Genomic DNA, 25,813 nt, shown 5'->3' with positions numbered 1-25,813 from the left:
AACTTAAACAAGCTCGATTATGGCCATCTGAGCGTTATCACCTTTTCTAGATACAGTTCTTACTATGCGTGTATAACCACCATCTCTGTCTCCATATCTTTCCTTTGCTTTTTCAAATAATGAATGAACTAACTTTTTATCATAAATATATCCAATAGCCCTTCTCCTAGAGGCCAAACTTCCATCTTTAGCGAGTGAAATCATTCTTTCAGCTTCATTTCTTAAAGCTTTAGCACGAGCTTTTGTTGTAGTTACTCTACCTTCCCTAATTAATTGAGTAGTTAAACCTCTTAGAAGTGCTTTCCTCTGGTCAGCAGGTTTACTTAATAATGGAATTCTAAGTTGGTGTCTCATAATCTTTAAAATTGTTAAACAGATGTTCTGCTTTGTGGAATAGAAATGCCGATGCGCTCAAGAGCCTCAATAACCTCATCAGCAGATTTAGAGCCAAAGTTCTTAATTTCAAGAAGATCTTCATAACTGAAGCCCATTAAATCTGAAACTGAGTTAACTTGCGCCCTTTTCAAACAATTATATGCTCTAACGGACAAGTTTAGTTCCTCTAGAGGAATTTGAGCTTCAGGAGATGGTTCAGGTTCTTCAGGAATTTCCTCAACCATTGTGACAGTAGCAAGGGGTTGAAAAAGTTCTATTAACTGATTTGCAGCTTCAGCAATAGCATCGTCAGGACTTGTTGAGCCATCTGTTACGACTTCCATTTTTAATCTTTCTCTTCCCGTTCCGCCTTCTGCTACAGCAGTTTCATCAATCGTAAAATTAACTCTCTTCACTGGCATAAATACAGCATCTATTTGAAGTAAATCAATTGCAGTTGTTTCTTCACTCTTGCGGTCTACGGGTCTATATCCAACACCTCTTTCAACATGGATTTCCAACTCTAAGTTATGACCCTCCTGGATAGTCGCAATGGGTTTTTCACCATCAACAATTTCAACTTGAGAAGAGAATTGGATGTCATTTGCCTTCACCTCCATTGGACCATTCGCTACTAACCTGCCGATTTCTAGCTCTGGATTTGAACTATTTATTGATAGTTGCTTGCAATTAAGAAGAATATCTAAAACGTCTTCTCTAACTCCAGGAATAGTGGCATATTCATGATTAATTCCTGCTATTCTTACTGCAGTAACTGCACTCCCTTCAAGTCCTCCCATAAGGACTCTTCTAAGGGAATTACCCAAAGTTGTAGCTTGTCCCCTTTCTAGTGGGCCAATTAAAAAAGTTCCTGTTTGGGAGCGATCATCTGCTATTTGATGGTCGATTCTGTCAATCTGGTATTGCAACACGGAAAATAATGAGGTTAAGAGTTTTTTGGGGGGGGGTTGAGAATGGTTAAGACCTAAACGCGTCTTCGTTTAGGTCTTCTACATCCATTATGAGGTAATGGAGTGACATCTCTTATTAGAGTTATTTCTAATCCGGCCACTTGTAAAGCTCTTATGGCCGTTTCCCTACCTGCGCCAGGCCCTCTAACTAGTACTTCTATTTGTCTCATACCTTGATCGAGTGCTCTTCTAGCTGCAGCTTCGGCAGCTGTTTGCGCAGCAAATGGGGTACCTTTCCTAGCTCCTTTAAATCCACTTGCGCCAGCAGAAGACCAAGAAATTACATGACCAGAGGTATCAGTAATTGAGACGATAGTATTATTAAATGTGCTTTGGATGTGTACCACACCATTAGGTACATTACGTTTAGATTTCTTTGAACCTGTTTTTTTTACTGTAGCTGCCATGATGTTTTAAGTTAATACTTCAATTTGTAAATAGATTTAGTTATTTATTTTTTTCTTCCAGCAACTGTTTTCCTAGAACCCCGTCTTGTTCTTGCATTGGTTCTAGTTCTTTGACCCCTTACTGGAAGACTCATTCTATGTCTTCTTCCTCTTACACACCCTATATCTTGTAGACGTTTTAAAGCCATTCCCTCTTTTCTTCTCAAATCCCCTTCTAAAGTGAAATCTTCTGTGGCACCTCTTAGTTTTTGCACATCAGAATCTGAAAGGTCTTTGACACGAGTATCTGGGTTTACACCCGTATTAGCAAGAATTAGCTTCGATCTCGTTAAACCAATTCCATAGACGTATGTAAGTGCAATTTCAACTCGCTTTTCGCGAGGTATGTCAATTCCTGCAATCCTGGCCACGTTTTTTGAATAAGTAAAAGTTTGAATTTAAGGGTTAAAATTTAACCCTGACGCTGTTTATTGCGAGGTCTTTTCTTGTTAATAACATAGATTTTACCTCTTCTCCTCACGATCTGATCGTCAGGGCTAATTTTTTTGACTGAAGATCTGACCTTCATAGGGGTTTAACAAATAAAACGTTAATACTATATTCTACATCATCATCAAGCCATTTTTAGTTTGATATCAGAGGAAATGGTTTTTAAATCTCTATCAGCATCAATATATTCTAACAATGAGAGATCTTTAAAATATCGAATCAATGGTTCTGTAGTTTTTTTATAAATGTCAACTCTTGTTTTAATTGTCTCTTCCGTATCATCTTTTCTACCTCTCAAAAGCAAACGCTTAATTAGTACTTCTTCAGGGATATCTAAATAAAAAACTAATTCCAAAGGTTGATTTATTTCATTTAAGACTTCATTCAATGAATTTGCTTGAGATAAATTTCTTGGGTAACCATCTAGAATCCAACCTTTGTTATCCTTGAGTAAATTTTGTCTTACTATCTTTAATACGAGTTCATCACTAACAAGTTCCCCTCGATTCATAATATCCTTTACCTGAATACCAAGGGCACTATTCATTTCGATTTCTTTTCTTAATAATTCACCAGTAGAAAGGTGTAAATAAGAATTAGTTTGACTAAGCAATTCCGCTTGAGTCCCTTTCCCTGCTCCAGGAGCACCTAAAAATAGTATATGTTTCTTCATTAATTGTTAATTAGTCCCTCATACCTTTGTGAAATAACATAAGTTTGAATTTGCTTAGCAGTATCAATAGCAACACCCACAAGAATAAGCAATGAAGTTGCTCCTAAACCTTGAAAGGTCTGCACATTAGTAGCTCTTTCTACTGCAGCTGGGATTATAGCTACTGAACCCAGAAATAATCCTCCCAATAAAGTCAACCTATTTTGTATACCTGATAGGTAGTTGGCTGTATTTGTTCCAGGTCTAACTCCTGGAATCGCTACTCCTCCTTTCTTTAAATTTGAAGCTACATCAACTGGATTGATAGTAAGAGATGCATAAAAATAGGAGAACCCCAAAATCAAGGAGAAGAATGTAAGAGCATATGGCCATGGATTAGAAGATCCAGGATTTAAACTACTGGCTAACTTTATTAAGACTGGATTACCCGTAACATTTGCAATAGTTATAGGTAAAAAGATTAAAGCAGATGCGAATATTATGGGCATGACTCCTCCTGCATTTAATTTCAAAGGTAAATAACTTTGCCTTGTAGGAAGTAGTGTTGAACTTCCTATCTGCCTTTTTGCACTAACAATAGGAATGCGTCTTGCTCCCTCTTGGACAAAAATGATCCCAACAATTGTCAGTAAAAATACTCCAAGTAAAACTGCTATACCTAAAACATCTCCTCTATCGCCGGTTTGAGCTTTTTCAATGGTTGAACTTAGAGCCTTAGGTAAAGTCGAAACAATATTCAAAAAAATTACCAGTGAAGCACCTTGACCTATCCCTTTTTCCGTAATAATTTCACTAAACCACATTACTAACATTGAGCCAGTAACTAAGGCAATGGAGGTTTGCAAGACAAATGTAGTTTCACTTATCCCCTCAATAGCATATTGTCTAAGAATTAAGGAAAAAATTATACTTTGCAAAAAACCCCATCCTAATGAAACATATCTAGTTATTTGAGCAATTTTTCTTCTCCCCGCTTCTCCTTCATTTTTTTGTAGATCTTCAAGCACAGGCAATGAAGCTGTGAGAAGCTGAATAATAATTGATGCGTTAATAAAGGGAAGTATGCCTAATGCGAATATTCCTAAGGTTGAAATTCCTCCTCCAGTAAAAATATCTAAAAAACCTATTAATTGCCCCCCTTGATCTATAAAACTTTTAAAAGCGACCCTATCAATACCAGGCATAGGGATATATATACCAAGTCTTACTAAAAGGAGCAGACCTAAAGTAGTTAAAACTCTACTCCTTAACTCTTTATTTAAAAATAATTGGGAAAGTATTTCAGAAGCGCTAGGATTTCTACTTTTGTTGACAAACATTTTAAGGTTTACCTAAATTTTTAGTAAATTTATTAATTATTTATAAGCTCGCAGGATCCACCTGCGTCCTCAATTTTTTGTTTTGCAACTTTTGTAAATGCATGAGCTTGGACTTTTAGCTTTACATTAATTTTTCCATTACCAAGGATTTTTAAAGGAAATTTAGGCTTGAAGATCAATCCTTTCTTAACTAGAGAGTCAAGGTTAACTGTATCGTTATCTTTGAAATCATTTAATTTTTCTAAATTTATTATGGAAAAGTTCTTTTGATTAATTATTTCAAAGTGCTTTAATTTGGGAACTCTTCTATATAAGGGCATTTGGCCACCTTCAAAACCTGGACGTGTAGGTCTTCCAGAACGTGACTTTTGTCCTCTCATTCCAAAACCACATGATGCACCCTGACCTGCTGCAATTCCTCTACCCTTTCTTAATTTTTTCTTTCTCGAGCCAGAGTTTGATTTAAGTGAATTTAATGTTGAAGTCATAATTTTAAGAATAGAGCTGTTCAAGTGAGATGCCTCTCTCCCTAGAGGCAGATTTGTGTGTTCTTAATTGAGAGAGAGCTACCATAGCAGCTCTAGCATTATTCAAAGGTGTTTTACTACCCAATCTTTTTGCTAAAACATTTTTTATGCCAGCTAATTCTAGAACTGTTCTTATTGAACCACCAGCAATTACTCCTGTACCTGGGGCAGCTGGTCTGATTAGAACATTAGCCGCACCATCTCGACCTAAAGATAAAGTCGGTATTGAATTATTTGGGGTTAAGGGAACCCTTACAAGATTCTTTTTACCATCTGAAACTCCCTTTCTAACCGCACCAATAACATCCCCTGCTTTGCCAACTCCAACTCCAACTTGACCTTTTTCATTACCTACTACAACAATTGCTCTAAAACTCATTTTTTTTCCACCCTTAACAGTCTTAGAAACGCGTCGAATTTGAACAACTCTTTCTTGCCAATCAGAATCTCTCTCTAGATTTTTTGAATCACCTCTTCTATTTCTTTTTCGATCATTACGATTATTCTTTTTTTGTTCTACGGGCGTAGCTGCAGGAACATTATCGTTCTTGGATTGAATTTCTTGTTTTGTTGGAGTGTCAGTCATAGTAAAAAATTAAAAGTTAGAATTCTAGGCCGGCTTCTCGAGCAGCATCTGCAAGTGCCTTTACTCTGCCGTGATATAAATTACCTCCACGGTCAAAAATTACTTGCTTAATACCTTTTTTTATCGCTCTTTTTGCTAATAATTTTCCAACAATAGAAGAGGAATTACAATCAGAAGGTAATTTCTCGGATTTTTCTCTTAGTTCTTTATCAACAGTTGAAGCTGAGCAAATAGTTGTTTGAGCGCTATCATCTATAACCTGAGCATAAATATGGTTATTAGAGCGAAAAACAGACAATCTTGGACGAGTTGCGTCTCCAATTAAGATTCTCCTTAATCTTCTATGTCTTTTTTGGGTTTGTAATTTCCTGGAAAGTTTGGTCATTTTTTTAATTGGAATTATTTTTTGCCAGATTTACCAGCTTTTCTGAGAATTCTCTCATCATGATATTTAATTCCTTTACCTTTATATGGCTCTGGAGGTCTAATTGATCTGATTTTTGCTGCTTCATTGCCAACAATTTCCTTATCAATTCCAGATACGGTAACGTTTGTATTACTCTCAACTTTGTATGTTATACCATCAGGGGGGATCATTTCTACAGGATGACTATATCCTGCACTTACAACTAGATTTTTACCTTTTACTTGTGCTCTTGATCCAACGCCTACAATTTCTAGTTTTTTTGAAAAGCCTTGAGTAACCCCTTCAACCATATTTGCAATTAAAGCTCTACATAAACCATGTCTCTGCCTTGAATGTATTTTGGTTGTGGTAGGACTTACGACAACAGTATTATCTTTCTTATCAAAACTAACTCCCTCAGGCATGAGACGTTTTAACTCACCCTTTGGGCCCTTAACTGTAACTGTTAATCCATCAAAATCAACTGTAACTTTCTCTGGAATAAGTACTGGTGTTTTTCCGATTCTTGACATGATTAATTCTCCTTAATAAACATAGCAGAGGACTTCGCCGCCAATGCCTTGCTTTCTAGCATCGCGATCACTCATAACGCCTTTAGAAGTTGATATTATGGCAACTCCAAGACCTCCAAGAACTTTTGGTAAACCTCTAGTATTTTTATAAATTCTCAAACCAGGTTTACTAACTCTTTGCATAGATCGAATAGTAGGAAATTTGTTTTTTCCACTATATTTAAGGCCAAGTATTATTTGTGATTTATAACCTTCACCTTCCTCATTAATATCAGAAATGAAACCCTCTTTCTGGAGTACTTTGGCGATACTTAAGGACATTTTTGAACCTGGGATTGTTGTGGTTGTATGCTTTTTTTGACTCGCATTTCTAATTCGAGTAAGCATATCGGAAATAGGATCGTGATTTGACATAGTTTTAAATTAATTCTTACTAAAAGGCATTCCTAACTCCTGCAAAAGAGCTTTACCTTCTTGATCTGATTTTGCACTAGTGACAATAGTTATATCCATACCTCTTATTGAATCTATTTTATCAAAAGAGATTTCAGGAAAAATCAATTGCTCTTTCACGCCAACGGTGTAATTACCTCTCCCATCAAAACTTTTTGGATTAACTCCTCTAAAGTCTCTTATTCTTGGTAAAGCTAGATTTATAAATCTCTCCAAAAAAGAATACATCCTGTCTCCTCTCAAAGTTACAGTACAACCAATTGGCATACCTTCACGAATTTTAAAACCCGCGATAGCTTTTTTGGCCCTAGTTACTAAAGCCTTTTGTCCTGTAATTGTTGCCATTTCATTTAAAGAGGCTTCAAGAGCTTTCGAATTCGAAGCTGCTTCACCAAGACCTCTGTTAACGTTGACTTTGACAACTTTAGGTACTTGATGAATATTTTTAAGACCAAGGTCCTTTAAAAGTTTTGGTCTTATTGATTCTTTGTAGCGATTTTTTAGAGTCATAATTTTTTGTTAATTCTGGTCTTTGTCAGAATTGATAAATTAGAAAAAGTTGAAATCTGGTTTCTGATGAAAAATTAATCAATTACTTCACCAGTTTTCTTCAATCTTCTTTTCTTAACCCCCTCTTTATCAATAAAGTATTCAATCTTACTTGTAAGATTTTTATCCTTTGAAAAAAACATTACATTTGATGCATGTAAAGATGCTTCTTCTGTAAGAATTCTTCCAGTTTCCCCTTCCTGAGTTGGTTTTACATGTTTTGTCCTAAGGTTAATTCCCTTTACAACTACTCTATTTTCAAGAGGGATAGTTTTTAAAACTTCACCAGTTTTTCCTTTATCCTTGCCATTAATTACTTTTACTAAATCTCCAGTTTTGATTCTCATTTTTATTCTCTGGAAATTTTTCTTTTGCTTTAATGAATCCAACATTTAAATCACCTCCGGAGCAAGAGAAACAATCTTTGTATAATTTTTATCCCGCAGTTCTCTAGCTACAGGACCAAAGACTCTAGTACCTTTTGGATTCTTATCTTCATTAATCAATACTGCCGCATTGTCATCAAATCTGATTGAATTACCAGTATTTCTTCTTAATGTTGCTTTAGTTCTGACGATAACAGCTTTAACAACTTCAGATTTCTTAACTCCCATGTTAGGAAGAGCATCTTTTACAGTTGCTACGATTACATCCCCGACATGTGCATACCTTCTATTAGAACCTAAAACCCTAATGCATTGGAGTCTTTTTGCTCCGCTATTATCGGCAACTGTTAAATAAGTTTCTTGTTGAATCATTTTTTAACCTCCTTAGCCTGACTTGTTTTATTGAGAATCTCTTCTATTGCCCATCTTTTTTGAGCACTAAGTGGTCTAGTTTCTCTAATTTTAACTCGATCACCTAAAACGCATGTATTTTCTGGATCATGCGCCTTATATCGAGTAGTTCTACTTACAATTTTTTTATAAGTGGGATGTGGATATCTGTTAATAACAGCAACAACAACTGTTTTATCCATTTTGTCGCTGACAACAGTACCAATTCTTTCTTTAAGTGCCATAACTAATAATTAATCAGAAGTTGTTTTAGAAGCAGATTGACTCTTACTGAGAGTGAGTAATTGCGCAACTTGTTTCTTGATAATTTTAAATTTATGAGTTTCATTGAGCTGTCTTGTTGCTTGCTTGAATCTCAAATCAAAAAGATCTTTTCGTAATTGGTCAATCTTTTCAGTAATTTTTTCAGAATTTAATTTTTTAAATTCTTTAAGTGACTCTGAGTTTTTCATTGTTTAACCTCCTCTTGAGATTTTTTAGTATTTTTTGTATTTTCTTGGGAGGAATTTTCTAGATTTTTATCAATTGAGATAAATTTAGTTTTTACAGGAAGTTTGTATTGAGCCAGACGCATAGCTTCCTTTGCAGTTTCCTCAGTGATATCCTCACCACCCATTTCAAAAAGGATTCTTCCAGGTTTTACAACTGCGACCCAAAACTCTGGATTACCTTTACCAGAACCCATTCTGGTTTCGGCAGGTCTCATGGTTACGGGTTTATCAGGAAATATTCTTATCCAGATTTGACCGCCACGTTTGATATATCTAGTCATAGCTCTTCTGCTTGCTTCAATCTGACGTGCAGTTACCCAGCCACAATCTTGAGCTTGGAGAGCAAATTGACCGAATGCAATAGTATTACCTTTTGAGGCTACACCCCTCATTCTGCCTCTATGTTGTTTACGGAATTTAGTACGTTTTGGACTAAGCATTTTTATACCTCCTATGAATTCTCATTTGAACGATCCTCAAATTGCTGAGGTCTTCTACTAGCTTTCCTCTTAGGGCTCCCACCCACAGGGATAGTTTGTTCTTCTTTGGGAAGAACTTCACCTTTGAAAACCCAAACTTTAATACCTAGAACACCGTAAGTTGTATTAGCTTCACGTGTTGCGTAGTCAATTTCAGCTCTCAAAGTATGTAAAGGTACTCTACCTTCTCTAGTCCATTCAGTTCTAGCTATTTCAGCACCATTCAACCTACCCCCTACTTGAATTTTAAGACCTAGAACTCCAGCCCTTTGAGCTCTTTGTAAGGCCATCCTAATAGTTCTTCTGAAGGCGACTCTTTTTTCTAGTTGTTGAGCAATATATTCAGCAAGTAAAAAAGCATCAGCGTCTACGCGTTCAACTTCAACAACGTTTATTCTGACTTGCCTTGTTCTATCACCTATAGTTTTTTGAATGCCAGATCTTAATTCTTCAATACCACTTCCTTGTCTTCCAACTATAACTCCTGGTCTTGCGGTTTTTAATTCAAGTTCCAGTTGGTCAGCTTTTCTTGCTATTAAGACATCGCTAATTCCTGCTGCTCCATATTTTTTTTGTATGAAGGTACGAATTTTAAAATCTTCTTGGAGAAGAATTGGATATGTTTTAGAAGTAGCAAACCACTTAGAGCGATGCTCTTGTGTAATTCCTAATCTTAGTCCAGAAGGATGTATTTTATGTCCCATTAGTTTTGTACCTCCGCATTAGTTTGAGTAGGAGCAGACTCAACAGAAATACTGATGTGGCAAGTCTGTTTTTTAATTGAAAAAGCTCGACCTTGAGCTCTGGGTCTATACCTTTTCATTACTGGACCACTATTAGCCCATGCAGAGGAAATAACTAGGGTAGATGGATCCATTCCAAGGTTATGTTCTGCATTAGCAACAGCAGATCTTAGAACTTTAGTAATGGGGTCTGTAGATCTGTAAGGCATAAATTCCAACATAATCAATGCATCTCTATAAGATCTACCCCTTATCTGATCCAAAACTCTTCTCACTTTAGAGGCTGATCCGCGAACATAATTCCCATGAGCAATAGCTGTTTTTGGTGTTTCAGGTGTTTTTGTCATGATTTTGCTCCTTTCTTATCTCTTATATGACCTCGGTAAGTGCGTGTAGGAGCAAATTCACCTAGTTTATGACCAATCATTTGTTCAGTAATAAATACTGGAATGTGAGTCTTGCCATTATGTACAGCGATTGTGTGACCGATCATTAAAGGTAAAATCGTAGAGGATCTTGACCAAGTTTTAATAACAGACTTGTCATTATCGGTATTTTGTTTTTCTACCTTCTTGAGCAGGCTATCTGCTATAAAAGGTCCTTTTTTTAGTGAACGTCCCATGATTATGTAATAGAAATTGAAATAATAAATGAAGTGATCAAGAGTCTCTTCCTCCTCTACTCCTCTTAGAAACGCGACGACGTCTTCGAACAACTAATTTATTACTTGGTTTGTTCTTTTTACGTGTCTTTAGTCCAAGAGCTGGCTTACCCCATGGAGTAACTGGACCTGCTCTACCAATTGGTGCTTTTCCCTCTCCTCCTCCATGTGGATGATCACATGGGTTCATTACACTACCTCTTACTTGAGGCCTTCTTCCAAGCCATCTTCTTCTTCCTGCTTTACCTAAGCTAGTATTTCTTATTTCAGAATTACCTACTTCACCAAGAGTTGCGTAGCATTCTTTTCTTACAAGTCTTACCTCAGTAGATGGGAGTTTTAAAGCAACATAATCTCCCTCTTTTGCCATAACTTGAGCACTAGCTCCTGCGGATCTAACCATTTGAGCACCCCTACCTGCGTATAACTCAACACAATGAACACTAGATCCTAATGGCATAACAGAAAGCGGCATGGCATTTCCATCTTCAATTGGAACACTTTCTCCAGAAATGACATTTTGTCCGACTTTTACTCCTGCTGGAGCGATAATATATCTTTTCTCTCCATCTTCGTAAAATAAAAGTGCCAACCTTGCATTTCTATGAGGATCGTAGTGTATAGCTGCAACTTTAGCGTTGATATTTCTTTTATCTCTTCTAAAGTCGACCAATCTATATTGCCTTTTGTGACCACCTCCACGATGACGACAAGTGATAACTCCACGATTATTCCTGCCTTTAACTCGATGTTTTGAAACTATTAGAGATCTTTCAGGTTTTGCACTTGTGATTTCACTAAAGTCAGTAACTACTCTCTGCCTAGTGCCAGGTGTATAAGGTTTAAATTTACGTATTGCCATGATTAAAACTCCTTAAGATTCTGGAAATAGTTGGATTTTGTCTCCTTCAGCAAGACGTACAATTGCCTTCTTGACCTGAGAACGTTTACCGGAAAATTTCCCGACTCTTCTTGTTCTCCTGGGAGGATTCATAGTATTAACACCTATGACTTTAACACTGAACAAGGCTTCAATAGCTGCCTTTATTTGTGGTTTAGCCGCTCTATGATCTACTTCGAAAGTATATTGGTTAAGATCTAGTGCATTTGTAGCTTTTTCAGTAATAACTGGCTTTCGTATTACATCGGCTAAACGAGAATCGAATAATTTGCTCATGATGCATAAACCTCCTGAATTTTATCTATCGCTGTTTGACCTATTACCAATTTATTGGCATTGAGAATATCAAATACATTTAATTGATCGGCGGCGATTAATTTTACTTTCTCAATATTATTAATAGATTTTTTTATAATATCGGAAGGGCTATCAAGAATAACCAAAACTTTTTCAGTTTTTTGTATACCTAATCGAGTAAGGCCATTGATGATATCACTTGTTTTAGGCTGCTTTAAAGTAGATCCAAAATCTTCAACAGCCTTCATATCAGATACTCTGGACATAAGAGCTGTTCTAAGAGCTAATCTACGTTCCTTACGATTCATATCAAGATTGTAAGAACGTGGCTTCGGTCCAAAAATAATTCCGCCACCTGGTCTTAAGGGTGTCCTTATTGATCCTTGACGAGCTCTTCCTGTACCTTTCTGTTTGTATGGCTTTCTGCCGCCCCCGCGCACTTCTGATCTTGTCAAAGTTGATGCTGTCCCTTGTCTTTTATTTGCTAGCTGTCTAAGGACTGCTCTATGGATTAAGTCTGCGGAAGAAGTTTCTTTAGCAACTGCTAAATCAAGAGTAACTTTGCCTGATTTTTTACCATCCCACTTTAAAGTTTCAAGTGTTGTCATGATTTTTCACCTCCTTTTTTGCCTACAACATTATTTGGCTTAATGTTGACAATTGAGCCGGGCTTACCTGGAACAGAACCCTTTACTACAAGTAAATTCTTTTGATCATCAATTTTTAGAACTAACAATCCTTTGGTAGTTATCTGTTTTCCTCCATATCTTCCTGCCATTCTTTTCCCTGGATAAATTCTACCCGGAGTTGTTCCTGCTCCTGTAGATCCTGGTGCTCTATGATTTTTTGAACCATGACTCATAGGACCTCTGCTAAAACCATGTCTTTTCTGGTAACCTGCAAAACCTCTACCCATAGATTTGCCACTGATATCAACTTTTTGACCAACCTCAAAGTTTTTTACAGTTATTTGTTTTCCGATTTCATAAGATGAAGTTTCTTCAACCCTATATTCTTTCAAATGCTTTAAAAGTTCTTCACCTGATTTCAATAAGTGTCCTTTTTCAGGTTTGCTTAAATGCTTCTCTTTGGACAAGCCATAACCTATCTGAACGGCGGTATAACCATCCAAAGCAGTTGTTTTCAATTGAGTGACGCGGCACGGACCTGCCTCTATAAGAGTAACTGGTACCGAATTACCTTTATCATCGAAAAGTTGGGACATGCCCAATTTCTTTCCTAAAATTCCGATAGACATAAGACTAAATTAGGCTAGCTCGTAATAATTTTTCAATTATCTAAACCCTTCAGTTATTAAGGTGAAGTTAATAAAAAAACAATTAGTAAGGTTGAGACTTATCTGAAATAATAGATAGTTTCTCTCGGGATAAACCCACCTGAGTTTTTTAACGAAACGCTAAAAAATGTGAAATTTTCAGAGGCTTGGCTAGCTTGCGAGCTTAAAAATTCACTGAATCACAATTGTACATCATCAAGTACCATAAAATAAAATAAAATAGAAATAAAGGAAATTTTTATGCCATTACTTCTCTCAGGGAAAAAGTTTCATAACGATTTAAAAACTAACAAATGTCTCGCAATATTTGCTCCTCTTGAAGGTGGTTATGAAACTCGTCTTTTGAGGAGAATGAGGGCCAAAGGCTTTAAAACTTTTATAACTTCAGCAAGAGGGCTTGGAGACCCAGAAGTTTTTTTGCTTAAATTGCATGGCGTTAGACCACCTCACCTTGGTCATCAAAGTATTGGAAGAAACGGAGCGCTTGGGGAAGTTCAACAAGTTATCCCACAAGCTTCTGAGTTATTTAATGAAAATGATAAAAATAAATTACTTTGGTTATTAGAAGGTCAAGTATTATCTCAATCTGAATTAGAAAGCTTAATAGAGATTTGCACTAACGATAATAAACTAACAATAGTTGTTGAAATGGGGGGTTCAAGAAAACTTGAATGGAAATCATTAAGTAATTATATTTTGGATGAATTTAAAAGTTAAATTGTTTGATTAAAACCAAGAATAAAAAAGATAAATGGATTAAGTTAATATGTGGTGCCAGTAATGAAGATATTGTTGCCATAGAAGATTTATGTGCAATTTATACTGCTGCTGGTGTTGACTACATAGATGTTGCAGCAGAAGAATCTATAGTTTATGCAGCAAAAAAAGGAATCGATTGGGCAAAAAAAGTCTTTAAAAACTCCCCTGGATTAATGATAAGTATTAGTGATGGTAATGATATCCACTTTCGAAAAGCAAAATTTGATCCTTTAAAATGTCCCCCTAGTTGTCCAAGACCATGTGAAAAAGTATGCCCCACCTTTGCAATTGATAATTTTGGAATTAAAGAGAGTAAATGTTATGGATGTGGAAGATGTTTAAATAGTTGTCCTCTAAATCTAATTAGTGAATATGAATATAATTTGTCAAAAAATAATTTAGCATCAACACTTCAAAAAATAAGGCCTAATGCAGTAGAAATTCACACAGAAATCAATCGCCTAGATTCTTTCACAAAAGTTGTAAGTATCCTTAAAAGTTCTGGAATGAAATTAGACAAGATATCTATTAGTTGTGGATTAAATCAATCTTTTAAAAGGACCCAAGAGCCCGAAGATCTTTTGAAAGCTCTTTGGGAAAGATATGAAATTCTGAATGAGCTAGATATTCCCCTTATTTGGCAACTAGATGGAAGGCCAATGTCTGGAGATCTTGCTCTTACAACAAGTAGAGATGCTGTTAAATTGTTTGAAAAAATCGGTTCAGATCTTCCACCAGGATTAATTCAATTAGCAGGAGGAACAAATGAAAAAACTCATGAATTGTTGAATTCAAATAATCTCCCAGATGGAATAGCATTTGGAAGTGCTGCAAGAAAAATTATGCAGCCCCTTATTGAATTTGCTCACAAAAATAACAAAAAACTCTATGACTATCCTGAAATAATGGGTTTGGCGATCAAAAAAGCTCAGAAATTTCTAGAGCCATGGAAATCGAGCTCATTCAAATAATATTTTTATTTTTCAAAACTAGCGCCATGTTTATAAAAAATTTGTATTTTTTGGATAGAAAAAAATCTTTTCATGTATTAAAATGGAAACTTAATGGGCCGTCGCCAAGTGGTAAGGCATCGGGTTTTGGTCTCGACATTCCTAGGTTCGAATCCTAGCGGCCCAGTTCTAATATTCAATTGGTGTCTTCTCAAAAAATTTTTCTATTTGATTTTGATGGAGTAATAGTTGATGGAATGGAAGAATATTGGCATAGCTCCTTGCTGGCCTGTGAAAGATATTTAAATTCACCCAACATCACTATTGATCAAAAACTTTATCAAGGAGTACCAAATTCTTTCAAAGAAATTAGGCCTTGGGTTAAATATGGTTGGGAAATGATTCTAATTGTTCACGAAATTATAAAAACAGAAAATCCATTAAAAAGTGATAATAAAGATGATTTCATTAATAATTATCATCAAAATTGCCAGAGGATATTAAATGAAAATTCCTGGATAGCAGAAGATATACAAAAAATGTTAGATAAGTCTCGCAAGTACCAAATTGATAAAGATTTTAAATCGTGGGTAAATTTACATAAACCTTTTTTTGAAATTATAAATTTTATGAAAGAATTAAGCAAAAGAGGAATAAAAACTGGAGTTATAACTACTAAAGGTAAAATATTTGCAGAAAAAATTCTTAAACAATTAAATATTTTTCCAGAATTTATTTTTGGTTATGAATCAGGAACAAAAATCAAAATAGCTGAAAAACTTACACAAACTTATGAAATTTTAGGATTTATAGAAGATAGAAAAAAAACTCTAATCGATATTAAACAAAATTCAGAAACTTCTCACATTCCATGCTTCCTAGCTGATTGGGGATATTTGAAAGAATCAGATAAAAATAAGTTAAGTAATGAAATCAAATTATTAAAATTAGGAAACCTTGGAGAATTAGTTGCAATTTAAAGATAATCAGCTAGAGTACAGATGTACTATAGTTTGTATTTATGAAGTTTGGTTTAAATAAAAATTTCCAAATTTAGAATAATTACAAGAACTTTAACCAATAAATCAAACAATGAGCCTTGAAGAAAAGAAAAAAACTGAATCAAAAGAAAAAGACAAGGCATTAAGTCTTGTCTTAGGTCAAATAGAAAGAAATTTTGGACGAGGTTCAATAATGAGACTTGGTGACGCCTCAAGAATGAAAGTAGAAACAATATCTACTGGAGCGCTCACATTAGATTTAGCATTAGGAGGAGGCTATCCAAAAGGAAGAGTAGTAGAAGTTTACGGACCAGAAAGTTCAGGAAAAACTACATTAACGCTTCACGCGATAGCGGAAGTCCAAAAAAATGGAGGAGTAGCTGCATTTGTAGATGCTGAGCATGCACTCGATCCAGTTTATGCGGCCTCTTTAGGTGTTGATGTTGAAAATTTGTTAGTTTCACAGCCAGATACTGGTGAAATGGCTCTAGAAATAGTTGACCAACTTATAAGATCGAGTGCGGTAGATCTTGTTGTTGTTGACTCGGTCGCAGCACTAACCCCAAGAGCCGAGATAGAAGGAGAGATGGGAGATCACGTAATTGGAAGCCAAGCAAGGCTAATGAGCCAAGCAATGAGGAAAATAACAGGAAATATTGGCAAATCGGGATGTACGGTAATATTCCTGAATCAATTACGCCTAAAAATTGGCGTTACATACGGCAATCCAGAAACAACCACAGGAGGGAATGCATTAAAATTTTACGCCTCAGTAAGACTTGATATCAGAAGAATTCAAACTCTTAAAAGAGGTACTGAAGAATATGGCATAAGAGCAAAAGTGAAAGTAGCAAAAAACAAAGTTGCACCACCATTTAGAATTGCAGAATTTGATATTCTCTTTGGGAAAGGTATTAGTACAACAGGATGCTTATTAGATTTAGCAGAAGAGACTAATATCATCATAAGGAGAGGTGCTTGGTATAGTTATGAAGGAGAAAATATTGGGCAAGGAAGAGATAATACAATTATTTGGCTTGATCAAAACTTAGAAATCAGGAATAAAGTAGAATCTATAGTTAAAGAGAAATTAACAGAAGGAACTGAAGTCAGTTCTAATTCAATGAAAGCATTAAATAGCAGTCCTGCTAATACAATCGCTGTTAATGATATAAAAACAGTAGCTTAGATTTATAAAGAATCAGCTAAAGTCCACCACCCAGCAGCAGGGCCTATAAATCTCACTACAATCCATAAGATTACTAACCCTCCGATTCCAAACCAACTGGCCTTAATACTTAATTTAATTAGTTTATCTCTTTGATTGAGTGTAAAGGGAAGCCATTCAAATAATCTTGGAGACTCATCAATTTGAGTTTTAGTATTATTTTTTTTTGGAGGTAAACCAAGTGTTTTGCGTCTTTTTGCTTCTCCCATATTTCTTTAGTTATTTACAAAATCATAACCTAATCAAAAGGTAGCATATAGTGAATTTGTTTTGAGGGTTGAATGTTTTGCAAAAGTAATCTTCCCCAGTTTCTTTTATTTGCTCTTCCATCTAGGATTATTAACTTACCTGAATTTCTTCTTAAAGGAGAAATAGATCTTTCAAGTTTAATTCTAGCTTGAGGAAGAAAAAACTCTCTAAACCAATCTTGAGAAAGCTTCTTTTTATGAGAGACGGTAATTGCATTAATGGGTTCTGACATATTCGGAATCGGAAGTAAAGGAATGATAATTTGTTCTGGAATTTGAATTAAATAAGAATTCATAATCCACCAGTCAAAACTAGAGCAAAGGATTTCATTTCTACCTGAGGGAATTGTCTCTAGCAATACTCTTTTCCCGTAAGTAGAAGCTAATTCTGTAGCAAGATTAGTTTTTAAATCAATATCATCAGACAACACTAAAGTTAAACCCTTTCTAAAAAGTATTAACTTTTTGCATTTGTCCAAGATTGAATTGGTAAAAAGAGGATTATTAGGAAGCAACTGTTTAGTGGGTATATATAAAGAAATCTTTTTCTCTTCAAAATTACTCTTAAAATTAATAACCAAATCAATATCTAAACTATGCTTTTTAAAATACATTTGGAAAAAATTATCTTTTCTCAATGCTGATAAAAAAACAAATTTATTATTTGAAAAAAATTCCTTAATTTGAAAAAGTTCATCTATTGGCTGTAAATACAAATTCCAATCTAAATTTGTATCGTTTAACTTTACCCAGCATGCCCAACCTTGAGATAATGCTTTGTTAACGCTTAAAAATTTATCAGAATAAAAAGAATTTTCATGAAAAAAGTTTGACAAGAAACTAATTTCATTTTCATCTAAACTGATATAACTATTTCCTAAGACCTTTCTCAAAAAGAACTTTTTCTTCAACGAATCATATATTTTTATAAATTTTTGATTGATTAATTCAAATTCTTTCAAATTTTTTGTCCAATCCTTTTTAAGTAATGAAATCCTAAAATGATTTTTTAAATCCTGTTTTATATCCTCAATTCCTGAATAAACTATTCGATGATTTCTAAGATTACGAGAATTGGGATCATTAAGAAAATTTTGGATAGTTATCAAGTGAACATGATGATTTGCAAAAATAAATTGATCATTTTTCAAAATAAAATTAAAACCTAGATTTTTCAATAAATCAATCTGAAATTGGATTATATATTGGATTTTTTCTTTAGATAAAATAAAAGTTGAATCCTCTTCTTTTAAAAATAAAGAAATCAAAATTGGAGGTAACCAATCATAGCTAGAGAAAATTTCTGAATTAATTAGGTAGGTAGAATCATTTTCAATACATTTGGAAACTATCCTCCCAAAAGAATATATGTGCTCCCAATTAATACTTTGATCTCTCAAAAAATTTTTCAAATATTGATGACTTAAAATTTCAAGCATTTATAATTAATTTAATTTCAAAAACATGCAAAATTTATGAACCTAATATACAAAAAATTGGTATCAATAAAAAAGGGTCTTGAATTAATTAATTTATGAAAATTGGAATAGTAGGATTAGGATTAATTGGTGGTTCTTTAGGATTAAAACTCCAAAGTCTAAATCATACAATTTATGGAATAGCAAATAATGAATTTAATGAAAAAAAAGCTAAGGATAAAAAACTTGCAAATTTTGTTAGCTGTGATCTGAGCTTATTAAAAAAATGTGAGCTAATAATTTTGGCATTGCCTATCAAAGATTTGATCAGTCCGTCGCAACAATTAGTAGCATCAATACCTCAGGAATCAATACTAACTGATGTAGGGTCTGTAAAAGAACCAATTGTAAATACATGGGAAAATTCACATCCTCTTTTTATTGGATCTCATCCAATGGCAGGCACAGAAAAAAAAGGAGTGGATTCAGGTTTTGAAGGTCTTTTTAAAAATGCAAAATGGATTATTACCCCAACACAAAATAGTGATTTAAATTCAGTCAGAACTATTTCCGAGCTGATAAAATCAATGGATTGCGAAATTTGCCAAGCTTCGCCAAAAGAGCATGATGAAGCAGTATCTCTAATTTCTCATTTGCCTATATTTTTAGCTTCTGCTCTCATAGAAACTGCGCAAACAAAAAATAATCAATCTTTATTAGATCTCTCACAAAAATTAGCTGCTACGGGATTTGCTGACACTTCGAGAGTTGGCGGAGGCAATGAACAACTAGGCCTAGATTTAGCTATTAATAATCAGATCAATGTTTTAAATTCCATAAATAATTTTAAAAATAAGCTGAATATACTGGAATCTCTTATTAAAGAAAAAAATTGGGATTTACTTTCTAAAAAACTTGCTGAAGCAAAAGAAAACAGACAAAATTTTATAAACTAAAATTTTCTATACCTTTGGAAGCTAAAATTTGCCTTGAAACCATTAATGCAGACTGACTAACACCTGCAGTCCCCTCTCCTGGATAAATCGAATCTCCACATAACCATAAACCTTCAAAAGGTGTCCTACTTGATAATCCAAATAAACCAAAAATATCTGGATTTTGACCAAGCCCGCCTACTATTCCATTAGGTCTTTTTGTCCATTTTTCAAAGCCCAATGGAGTTGCTAATTCTCTATGTAGCCATTTTTCAGGATCAATATCAAATTGACTTTCCAATTCAAGGGATATTTTTTTCATGAAACCATTTTTTTTCTTTAAGTAAGTTTCTTTATCTAGATCAAACCAATCTTTAGTTTTGGTAAAGATACTGGCAATTAAAGTAACCTCACCTTTTGGGGCTCTTCCATCACCATCATCACTAATTGATACAAATAACGAACAAAATTCTTTTGAAACAAATTGATAATGATTGGAGAATGTTTTTTTAATATGTTCCTTTTTTAATGCTGAATAAAAAACTACAGCTCCACTTGGATCAGGCAAATTATTAAGTCGATTTTTATAATTTTTTTTTCTTTCTAAAGGATCTTTCAAATGCTTGAGCAAAGATTGTGGAGGTGCGGTATAAATCACATCTTTTGCTTGATAGATAAATGATTTTTTTTTCGAATTAGCAAATAGTTGCCAACACATATTTACGTCGTCAAAAGTTATAGAATTAACCTCTTGTCCAAAAATTAAATTAACTCCAGTTTTAATTAATGAACTTTCTAATGCTTCACTTAAAGACTGCATAGATTTTTTAAGATGCCACAGACCATGTGGCTGTTGACACATCTGAAGAACAGTAGATCCATATAATGCTGCAGTACTATAAACGTCCTCTTGAGAATAAAGTTTTAGTTGAAGATTTAAGAATTTAATCAAGCGCTCATTCTTGGATAATCCACATATCCGCAATAGATCAAAAATAGTAGATTTAAGTAAGATACCTGTGACAAGGTTTGAAGGTACTAGTGCCTTAAAAAGTTGAGAAAAATCCCAAAAATTACTTATTGGTAATACAGGATTATTATTAGCAAATATCCAATTACTTTCATGTATTAGGGTACAAAGCTTCCAAAATCTTTGACTCCCAGGAAACTGCATTTCTCGTTCAGCAATCCATTTACTTTTTTCATACCAAATAGGTATAGGATTACCACCATCATTTAAATCAACAATGCAAGCAGGGTCTAAAATTGTTGCTTCAGGGGATGGAATATTTAAAAAATCAAAAATTCTAGAATGTATTCCTCCCTTCTCTAAACCAGCAACCTGAGTTGCGCCAACATCGAAAGTATAATTCTTTCTTTTAAAAGTACCGGCACATCCTCCGGCTTGAGTATGAGATTCGATTAAAGTCACTGATAAGCCTTGTTTTGATAAAATCGCTGCAGAAGTTAGTCCTGCTATACCGGCGCCTACAACAATAACTTCAGACTTTTTCATTAAAATGCAACAATTATCTCCTATTGAAATTAACGAAATTTGTGAAGAATTAGGTGAAACCTATCCAAAAAGTATTGAACAAGTACATGGTGGCGATATTCATAATGCATGGCGAATAGAATTCTCAAACAAAAAGTTATTCCTTAAAAGAAACATTAGAAACAAAAAATTTCTTGAATTTGAAAAATATTGTCTCCAAAATTTGAGAAAATACATTAATCAAGAAAACTTAGTTATTCCTGAAGTTATTGCATATAAAAATATAAAAAATATAGAGATTCTTTTAATTGAATGGATAGATATGCATAACTTTGACCAAAAAAAACTTGGAAAAGGTTTAGGTGAATTGCACTTGAAATCAGCTGAATCTAACCCCAAAATGTTTGGGTTTCCAGTTGAGGGTTTTATCGGAACAACAGATCAGAAAAAAGGCATGGAAGATAATTGGATAGATTGTTTTTTAAACTTAAGAATAATACCTCAATTATTAAGTCTTAAATCGAGAATTTTAGATAAAGAAATTATAAATAAAGTTAAAGAAAAAATTAAATCAGAATTGCTGAATCACAAACCAATTAATGCTCTAGTACATGGTGATTTATGGTCAGGAAATGCAGGAATGGACAAAAATGGAAAGGGGGTTATATTTGACCCCGCATCTTGGTGGGCAGATAATGAAGTAGATATAGCTATGACAAAACTATTTGGAGGTTTTAGAAAAGAATTTTATGAAGAATATCATAGAATTTTTCCTTTAAAAAACGGATTTGAAAAAAGAATTATTATTTATAATTTTTATCACATATTGAATCACGCCAATATGTTTGGAGGAGGGTACTTAAACCAAGTTGAAGATTACGTAAAAGCAATTCTTAATATGTAATCTTTAACTACCCTAAATATGTCTTCTTAAGATTTTGTACCTTATCTAAAACAGCTTCACGATTTTCACTGGTACGAAGATTTTGCCAGCTCCATTGACCGACAACAATTACGCCCAGTAGTTCTAGTAAACCAGGGAGAATTGGGAAAAAGTTTATCGTGTCAATGACAACTTTAATTATTATCTGAGCTATTACGACAACAGCAATTATGCCTGCCGCTTTGCCGTACTTACCCATTTGAGTCCAATCAACATTACCAAGGGTTTCGTTGACTTTTCCCATAACATCAGAGTACTTCTCTGAAAAACTTTTGGTTTCTGAGCTTGTATCGGAGCCGGAGTCTTGGTTTGACTCTGGAGTGTTATCACTCATGAATTCAGTAAACTTAATATATGAACCAGACAGTATCGGAAAAAACGTCTATTGACTACCTTTTTGTTGTGCAAAGTTTCGAACCGAAACATTTTGTATTTTTTTAGAGGCGTTGGTATGCAGGCTTTCTGAAGATATTTGAACTTAAAATTGATTTATAAAAACTTCACATTATCATCTAGTTCTAACAAAAACATTAATAAATCAGAGCAATAAGAAAACTTTAAAAGTCTAAAATTTTTATTTTAATTATTATATTTTCATAGTTTAGCTCCCAAAAATTAAAGGATCTCAATGTCCAAAAATATAAAATTTAATTTCTTAAACCCTGATGAAGAAGAAAGATATCAAAAACACCTTACCCTTAAAGAGATAGGTTATGAGGGTCAACTAAATCTTAAAAACAGCTCTGTATTATGTATTGGAGCAGGTGGGCTTGGGTCTTCCGTTTTGCTTTATTTAGCTGCAGCAGGAATTGGGAGAATTGGAATAGTTGATAACGATCAAGTTGAAAAGTCTAATCTCCAGAGACAGATAATTCATGAAACAAATACTATTGGCAATCTTAAAATTGATTCTGCTAGGAAAAGAATTAAAAAATTCAATCCTAATTGTGAAATATTAACCTTTTCAGAGAGAATTAATCCTAAAAATGCTCTTGAATTAATAAAGGAGTTTGATGTTATTTGTGATTGCTCGGATAACTTTGGCACAAGATATTTAATAAATGATTCATGCCTGATATTAAATAAACCCCTAGTCTTTGGAAGTGTACAAGGCTTTGAAGGGCAAGTGAGTGTTTTTAATTTATATAAAAATAGTCCTAATTTAAGAGACTTACTTCCAGAATCACCTACAAAAAATGCTGTCCCTAGTTGTGCAGAATACGGGGTTGTAGGTGTTTCAACAGGTTTAATAGGAATTCTTCAGGTTAATGAAATTATCAAAATCATTTTAAAAAAAGGTGAAATTTTAGATGGGAAAATTTTAATTTTTGATCTTTTTAATATGAATATGAAAAAATTACATCTAAAAAGTGATCAGTTAAATAAACGAATAAAAAATCTGTCTCAGTTTGAGAGCTTTTATAATAGTGATGAATATTGTGGGAAAAACGATGAAATTAAAAGTATAAATGCTAATGACTTTAATAATTTATACAAAGCAAAATCTAACAAAATTCTTTTAATTGATGTTAGAGAAAATGAAGAGTTTTCTAAATCTGCAATAGAGGGATCTATCTCAATTCCCCTGAGTTATTTACAGCAAGAATCTGACTTAAAATTTATTCAAAAAGAAAGTTTAAATAAAGAGGTTTTCACTATATGTAAATCGGGGAAACGCTCTGAAAAAGCTTCAAGAATCTTGTCTAAATTCAAAATTCAGTCAAGATCTATTGAAGGCGGCATTGAAAAAATAAAAAAATATTGTGGAAATAATTTTTTAAGAATAAGTTAGTAATCAACTCCTCTTTTTAAATCAACTCCCACATTTGCATAATGCTTATGACAAACCATTTCAGAGTAAACATCAGCTAGTTCAAAGTATGAAGGTTCATTTTTACACCTCCCAGTAATTACAACTTCTGTATCTGCTGGTTTTTTTAAGAGCGTTTGATGTATTGATTCCACAGGTAACAACTCTAAATCAACAGTTGGATTCAATTCATCTAAAATGATTGTTTTATACAAGCCAGACAAAATAGCAGCTTTAGCAATTTCCCATGCTCTTTCAGCCTCAACATAATCAATTGGTTGTTGTTGACCCCTCCATACAATGGCATCTCTGCCTGAACGCAAATGATCTACTAAATGAGGGTAACTCTCTCTCAAAGCTTCTATGGCAGCATCTTCGGTATATCCATTTCCACCTTTTAACCACTGTAATATTAAAACTCTATGACTTTTATCTTGAGATATTCCTTTACCGATAGCTTGAAGAGCCTTACCGAGTGCACTTGTGGATTTACCCTTTCCTTCACCTGTATAAATCTCAATTCCACCACTATAACTACTTTTTTTGGATAGTTCTGATAAGTCTCCTGTCAAACGTGGTCTCATTTCTGAGTGGAGTTGAGATATTCTTACCAAAGAGGGTGGGGCTGCCCTTCCAGTAATAATTATTTCTAATCCATCTGGACGATTTTGCAGAGTATTAACTACTTCATTGATATCAAGCATTCCTAAATCAAGAACTGGATTCAACTCATCCAGTACAACTACAGAATAAAGAGAACTAGCAATTGCTCCTTTAGCAATATTCCAGCCTCTTTCGGCCTCACCAACATCAAACTTTGTCACTTGGTCAGCAGTGAAAAATTCGGATCTTCCTGTCCTTACATGGTCAATTAAATGTGGAAAGCCTCTTTGTAAAGCCTCTATAGCTGAATCCTCGTCATATGGTCTCTCAGGGCCTTTTAAAAATCTTAGAAGTAAAACTCTTGACTGTCTTTTTTCGCATATTCCTAATCCTATTGTCCTCAGAACTACTCCCAATGCAGCCTGACTTTTCCCCTTACCCTCTCCATCATAAATATGTAATTGACCTTTTGATCTCTCTTGGCTGTCACTTGCTGTGACAATTCCAATTCCTCTATTTCTACTCGTATTCGTCAATTGAACAAAATTAGTAAATTTAATCTAAGATATAGATAAGAATATTATTAAAGATTTAATAATAAATTCAACCTATTCATAGGTAATTTGAATTTTAAAGTAATTAGCATGTTCAATCAACTAGAAATTCTCTCTGATGAACAAAGTGAAAAGCTTTATACAATTAGAAGATACATTAAGAATCTTGATAGTGTTTGTATTGCTTATTCCGGAGGAGTTGACAGTACATTAGTAGCATCATTAGCATTCGAGCAATTAGGTAGCAAAGCAATTGCCATAACTGGAATTTCTCCTGCATTAGCCACTACTCTTCGTGAAGAAGCAAGAAGGCAAGCAAAATGGATTGGAGTAAAGCATGTAGAGATTAAAACATCAGAATTAGACCAATCAAGTTATAGTGAAAATCCTAGGGATAGATGCTTTGCATGCAAAAAAGAGCTCCACAAACATACAACCTACCTCTCTAAAAAACTTAATTACAAGATAGTTTTAGATGGAGTCAATCTGGATGACCTTAAAGATTACAGACCAGGCATACAAGCCTCAAAACAAGCAGGAGTTATCTCTCCCCTTGCAAAATTTAAAGTCTCAAAACAAGACATTAGGGATATATCAAAAGCATTAGGTTTTCCTTGGTGGGATAAACCTGCTCAACCTTGTTTATCATCAAGATTTCCTTATGGCCACGAAATAACTAGTGAAAGGCTAAAAATGGTTGAGAAAGCAGAAGAATATCTTAAAGAATGTGGATTATCGGAGGTTAGAGTTAGATGCCAAGGCTCAACTGCAAGAATAGAAATTCCCCAAGATGAATTAAAGCATTTTTTTAACAAATATAATTTTAGTGAGTTAGTTCAATATTTTTCTAATTTAGGATTTAATTGCACAAGTTTAGATCTTGAGGGACTTGTAAGCGGAAAATTAAATAGGTAA

At 34.1% G+C, this 25,813-nt stretch carries 38 protein-coding genes and 1 tRNA gene; 9 read left to right on the top strand and 30 right to left on the bottom strand.

All coding sequences use genetic code 11. From position 1 onward, the window contains the following. Nucleotides 1–3: 3 nt before the first annotated feature. The 25 genes from rplQ to rplC all read right to left on the bottom strand — a co-directional run bounded on the left by rplQ (nt 4) and on the right by rplC (nt 12,915). Nucleotides 4–354, bottom strand: a complete 351-nt coding sequence (rplQ, locus tag BS621_RS05665; RefSeq protein ID WP_025895051.1) for a 50S ribosomal protein L17 — start codon at nt 352–354, stop codon at nt 4–6. A gap of 14 nt (nt 355–368) precedes the next feature. Continuing rightward, nucleotides 369–1,307: a DNA-directed RNA polymerase subunit alpha gene (locus BS621_RS05660; RefSeq protein WP_077142122.1), complete on the bottom strand. Its 939-nt coding sequence runs from the start codon at nt 1,305–1,307 to the stop codon at nt 369–371. Nucleotides 1,308–1,360: 53 nt separating this feature from the next. After that, nucleotides 1,361–1,753, bottom strand: coding sequence for a 30S ribosomal protein S11 (gene rpsK, locus BS621_RS05655; protein WP_002805825.1), 393 nt, complete (start codon nt 1,751–1,753; stop codon nt 1,361–1,363). Nucleotides 1,754–1,797: 44 nt separating this feature from the next. Further along, the gene (rpsM, locus tag BS621_RS05650) at nt 1,798–2,163 is read right to left on the bottom strand and encodes a 30S ribosomal protein S13 (protein ID WP_025934029.1); all 366 of its coding nucleotides are present in this window, start codon (nt 2,161–2,163) and stop codon (nt 1,798–1,800) included. A gap of 41 nt (nt 2,164–2,204) precedes the next feature. After that, the gene (gene rpmJ / locus BS621_RS05645; RefSeq protein WP_011377173.1) at nt 2,205–2,321 is read right to left on the bottom strand and encodes a 50S ribosomal protein L36; all 117 of its coding nucleotides are present in this window, start codon (nt 2,319–2,321) and stop codon (nt 2,205–2,207) included. Nucleotides 2,322–2,366: 45 nt separating this feature from the next. Beyond that, entirely contained in the window at nt 2,367–2,915 is a 549-nt protein-coding gene (locus tag BS621_RS05640; protein WP_077142121.1) for an adenylate kinase, read from the bottom strand. After that, nucleotides 2,915–4,234, bottom strand: a complete 1,320-nt coding sequence (secY, locus tag BS621_RS05635) for a preprotein translocase subunit SecY (protein ID WP_025934031.1) — start codon at nt 4,232–4,234, stop codon at nt 2,915–2,917. The genes BS621_RS05640 and secY overlap by 1 nt, the downstream gene beginning before the upstream one ends. Nucleotides 4,235–4,266: 32 nt before the next feature. After that, nucleotides 4,267–4,722, bottom strand: a complete 456-nt coding sequence (gene rplO / locus BS621_RS05630) for a 50S ribosomal protein L15 (protein WP_077142120.1) — start codon at nt 4,720–4,722, stop codon at nt 4,267–4,269. 4 nt (nt 4,723–4,726) lie between these two features. Further along, nucleotides 4,727–5,347, bottom strand: coding sequence for a 30S ribosomal protein S5 (gene rpsE / locus BS621_RS05625; protein ID WP_025934033.1), 621 nt, complete (start codon nt 5,345–5,347; stop codon nt 4,727–4,729). A gap of 16 nt (nt 5,348–5,363) precedes the next feature. After that, nucleotides 5,364–5,732: a 50S ribosomal protein L18 gene (gene rplR / locus BS621_RS05620; protein ID WP_025934034.1), complete on the bottom strand. Its 369-nt coding sequence runs from the start codon at nt 5,730–5,732 to the stop codon at nt 5,364–5,366. A gap of 14 nt (nt 5,733–5,746) precedes the next feature. Further along, nucleotides 5,747–6,286: a 50S ribosomal protein L6 gene (rplF, locus tag BS621_RS05615; RefSeq protein ID WP_011819158.1), complete on the bottom strand. Its 540-nt coding sequence runs from the start codon at nt 6,284–6,286 to the stop codon at nt 5,747–5,749. A gap of 12 nt (nt 6,287–6,298) precedes the next feature. After that, nucleotides 6,299–6,700, bottom strand: coding sequence for a 30S ribosomal protein S8 (gene rpsH / locus BS621_RS05610; RefSeq protein WP_011819159.1), 402 nt, complete (start codon nt 6,698–6,700; stop codon nt 6,299–6,301). Nucleotides 6,701–6,709: 9 nt separating this feature from the next. Then, nucleotides 6,710–7,249 carry a 50S ribosomal protein L5 gene (gene rplE, locus BS621_RS05605; protein ID WP_011819160.1) on the bottom strand — a complete coding sequence of 180 codons (540 nt, stop codon included), beginning with the start codon at nt 7,247–7,249 and terminating at the stop codon, nt 6,710–6,712. A 74-nt stretch (nt 7,250–7,323) separates the two neighbouring features. Then, entirely contained in the window at nt 7,324–7,680 is a 357-nt protein-coding gene (rplX, locus tag BS621_RS05600) for a 50S ribosomal protein L24 (protein WP_011819161.1), read from the bottom strand. Continuing rightward, a complete protein-coding gene (gene rplN, locus BS621_RS05595; RefSeq protein WP_002807235.1) occupies nt 7,681–8,046 on the bottom strand; it encodes a 50S ribosomal protein L14 in 366 nt (121 codons plus the stop codon). Further along, nucleotides 8,043–8,309, bottom strand: a complete 267-nt coding sequence (gene rpsQ, locus BS621_RS05590; RefSeq protein WP_025923604.1) for a 30S ribosomal protein S17 — start codon at nt 8,307–8,309, stop codon at nt 8,043–8,045. Before rpsQ ends, rplN begins: the two co-directional genes overlap by 4 nt. A 9-nt stretch (nt 8,310–8,318) precedes the next feature. Next, nucleotides 8,319–8,537: a 50S ribosomal protein L29 gene (gene rpmC, locus BS621_RS05585; protein ID WP_025934037.1), complete on the bottom strand. Its 219-nt coding sequence runs from the start codon at nt 8,535–8,537 to the stop codon at nt 8,319–8,321. After that, a complete protein-coding gene (gene rplP / locus BS621_RS05580) occupies nt 8,534–9,016 on the bottom strand; it encodes a 50S ribosomal protein L16 (protein ID WP_025934038.1) in 483 nt (160 codons plus the stop codon). Before rplP ends, rpmC begins: the two co-directional genes overlap by 4 nt. A gap of 11 nt (nt 9,017–9,027) precedes the next feature. Beyond that, a complete protein-coding gene (gene rpsC / locus BS621_RS05575) occupies nt 9,028–9,759 on the bottom strand; it encodes a 30S ribosomal protein S3 (RefSeq protein WP_025937652.1) in 732 nt (243 codons plus the stop codon). Further along, nucleotides 9,759–10,145: a 50S ribosomal protein L22 gene (gene rplV, locus BS621_RS05570; RefSeq protein WP_077142119.1), complete on the bottom strand. Its 387-nt coding sequence runs from the start codon at nt 10,143–10,145 to the stop codon at nt 9,759–9,761. The genes rpsC and rplV overlap by 1 nt, the downstream gene beginning before the upstream one ends. Beyond that, complete coding sequence (rpsS, locus tag BS621_RS05565; RefSeq protein ID WP_011819167.1) at nt 10,142–10,420, bottom strand: 30S ribosomal protein S19; 279 nt, start codon at nt 10,418–10,420, stop codon at nt 10,142–10,144. The genes rplV and rpsS overlap by 4 nt, the downstream gene beginning before the upstream one ends. 37 nt (nt 10,421–10,457) lie before the next feature. Further along, nucleotides 10,458–11,321, bottom strand: coding sequence for a 50S ribosomal protein L2 (gene rplB, locus BS621_RS05560; RefSeq protein WP_002807290.1), 864 nt, complete (start codon nt 11,319–11,321; stop codon nt 10,458–10,460). Nucleotides 11,322–11,333: 12 nt separating this feature from the next. Then, nucleotides 11,334–11,636, bottom strand: a complete 303-nt coding sequence (locus BS621_RS05555) for a 50S ribosomal protein L23 (protein WP_011377190.1) — start codon at nt 11,634–11,636, stop codon at nt 11,334–11,336. Further along, entirely contained in the window at nt 11,633–12,265 is a 633-nt protein-coding gene (gene rplD, locus BS621_RS05550) for a 50S ribosomal protein L4 (RefSeq protein WP_077142118.1), read from the bottom strand. The genes BS621_RS05555 and rplD overlap by 4 nt, the downstream gene beginning before the upstream one ends. Then, nucleotides 12,262–12,915, bottom strand: a complete 654-nt coding sequence (gene rplC / locus BS621_RS05545) for a 50S ribosomal protein L3 (RefSeq protein ID WP_025923608.1) — start codon at nt 12,913–12,915, stop codon at nt 12,262–12,264. The genes rplD and rplC overlap by 4 nt, the downstream gene beginning before the upstream one ends. Before the next feature lie 279 nt (nt 12,916–13,194). Here rplC and ndhN point away from each other — a divergent pair, with 279 nt between their 5' ends. From ndhN to recA, 5 genes are all read left to right on the top strand, one after another. Next, on the top strand, nt 13,195–13,671 hold the full coding sequence (gene ndhN / locus BS621_RS05540) for an NAD(P)H-quinone oxidoreductase subunit N (protein ID WP_077142117.1): 477 nt from the start codon (nt 13,195–13,197) through the stop codon (nt 13,669–13,671). Nucleotides 13,672–13,676: 5 nt separating this feature from the next. Next, on the top strand, nt 13,677–14,684 hold the full coding sequence (locus tag BS621_RS05535) for a Light dependent period protein LdpA domain-containing protein (protein ID WP_077142116.1): 1,008 nt from the start codon (nt 13,677–13,679) through the stop codon (nt 14,682–14,684). A gap of 94 nt (nt 14,685–14,778) precedes the next feature. Next, nucleotides 14,779–14,850: transfer RNA gene (locus BS621_RS05530), tRNA-Gln, on the top strand. 16 nt (nt 14,851–14,866) lie between these two features. Further along, nucleotides 14,867–15,643, top strand: a complete 777-nt coding sequence (locus BS621_RS05525; RefSeq protein ID WP_077142115.1) for an HAD family hydrolase — start codon at nt 14,867–14,869, stop codon at nt 15,641–15,643. 112 nt (nt 15,644–15,755) lie between these two features. Further along, on the top strand, nt 15,756–16,853 hold the full coding sequence (recA, locus tag BS621_RS05520) for a recombinase RecA (RefSeq protein ID WP_025934047.1): 1,098 nt from the start codon (nt 15,756–15,758) through the stop codon (nt 16,851–16,853). A 2-nt stretch (nt 16,854–16,855) separates the two neighbouring features. Here the strand turns inward: recA and BS621_RS05515 are convergent, their stop codons facing one another. Continuing rightward, nucleotides 16,856–17,101 carry a DUF2839 domain-containing protein gene (locus BS621_RS05515; protein ID WP_077142114.1) on the bottom strand — a complete coding sequence of 82 codons (246 nt, stop codon included), beginning with the start codon at nt 17,099–17,101 and terminating at the stop codon, nt 16,856–16,858. Between the two features lie 29 nt (nt 17,102–17,130). Continuing rightward, entirely contained in the window at nt 17,131–18,579 is a 1,449-nt protein-coding gene (locus tag BS621_RS05510; RefSeq protein ID WP_077142113.1) for a DNA helicase, read from the bottom strand. Nucleotides 18,580–18,674: 95 nt separating this feature from the next. On the opposite strand from BS621_RS05510, the gene BS621_RS05505 reads away from it, so the two are divergent. Continuing rightward, nucleotides 18,675–19,514: a prephenate/arogenate dehydrogenase gene (locus BS621_RS05505; protein WP_077142112.1), complete on the top strand. Its 840-nt coding sequence runs from the start codon at nt 18,675–18,677 to the stop codon at nt 19,512–19,514. Here BS621_RS05505 and crtD read toward each other — a convergent pair. Next, a complete protein-coding gene (gene crtD / locus BS621_RS05500) occupies nt 19,504–21,009 on the bottom strand; it encodes a C-3',4' desaturase CrtD (protein WP_077142111.1) in 1,506 nt (501 codons plus the stop codon). The two genes, BS621_RS05505 and crtD, sit on opposite strands and share 11 nt — an antisense overlap. A gap of 4 nt (nt 21,010–21,013) precedes the next feature. Here crtD and BS621_RS05495 point away from each other — a divergent pair, with 4 nt between their 5' ends. Continuing rightward, complete coding sequence (locus BS621_RS05495) at nt 21,014–21,892, top strand: fructosamine kinase family protein (RefSeq protein ID WP_077142110.1); 879 nt, start codon at nt 21,014–21,016, stop codon at nt 21,890–21,892. Nucleotides 21,893–21,899: 7 nt separating this feature from the next. Here BS621_RS05495 and BS621_RS05490 read toward each other — a convergent pair whose 3' ends face one another. Then, a complete protein-coding gene (locus tag BS621_RS05490; RefSeq protein ID WP_011819180.1) occupies nt 21,900–22,265 on the bottom strand; it encodes a CAAD domain-containing protein in 366 nt (121 codons plus the stop codon). A gap of 294 nt (nt 22,266–22,559) precedes the next feature. Between BS621_RS05490 and moeB the strand changes: the two genes are divergently transcribed. Beyond that, entirely contained in the window at nt 22,560–23,723 is a 1,164-nt protein-coding gene (moeB, locus tag BS621_RS05485; protein WP_077142109.1) for a molybdopterin-synthase adenylyltransferase MoeB, read from the top strand. Here moeB and BS621_RS05480 read toward each other — a convergent pair. Next, complete coding sequence (locus BS621_RS05480; RefSeq protein ID WP_077142108.1) at nt 23,720–24,880, bottom strand: cob(I)yrinic acid a,c-diamide adenosyltransferase; 1,161 nt, start codon at nt 24,878–24,880, stop codon at nt 23,720–23,722. The two genes, moeB and BS621_RS05480, sit on opposite strands and share 4 nt — an antisense overlap. 108 nt (nt 24,881–24,988) lie before the next feature. On the opposite strand from BS621_RS05480, the gene larE reads away from it, so the two are divergent. After that, nucleotides 24,989–25,813: an ATP-dependent sacrificial sulfur transferase LarE gene (larE, locus tag BS621_RS05475; protein ID WP_077142107.1), complete on the top strand. Its 825-nt coding sequence runs from the start codon at nt 24,989–24,991 to the stop codon at nt 25,811–25,813.

This window comes from Prochlorococcus sp. RS04 (assembly GCF_001989455.1).
GTDB lineage: Bacteria > Cyanobacteriota > Cyanobacteriia > PCC-6307 > Cyanobiaceae > Prochlorococcus_A.
The sequence above is the reverse complement of the archived record's forward strand: the minus strand, read 5'-3'. Positions and strand labels throughout refer to the sequence as shown.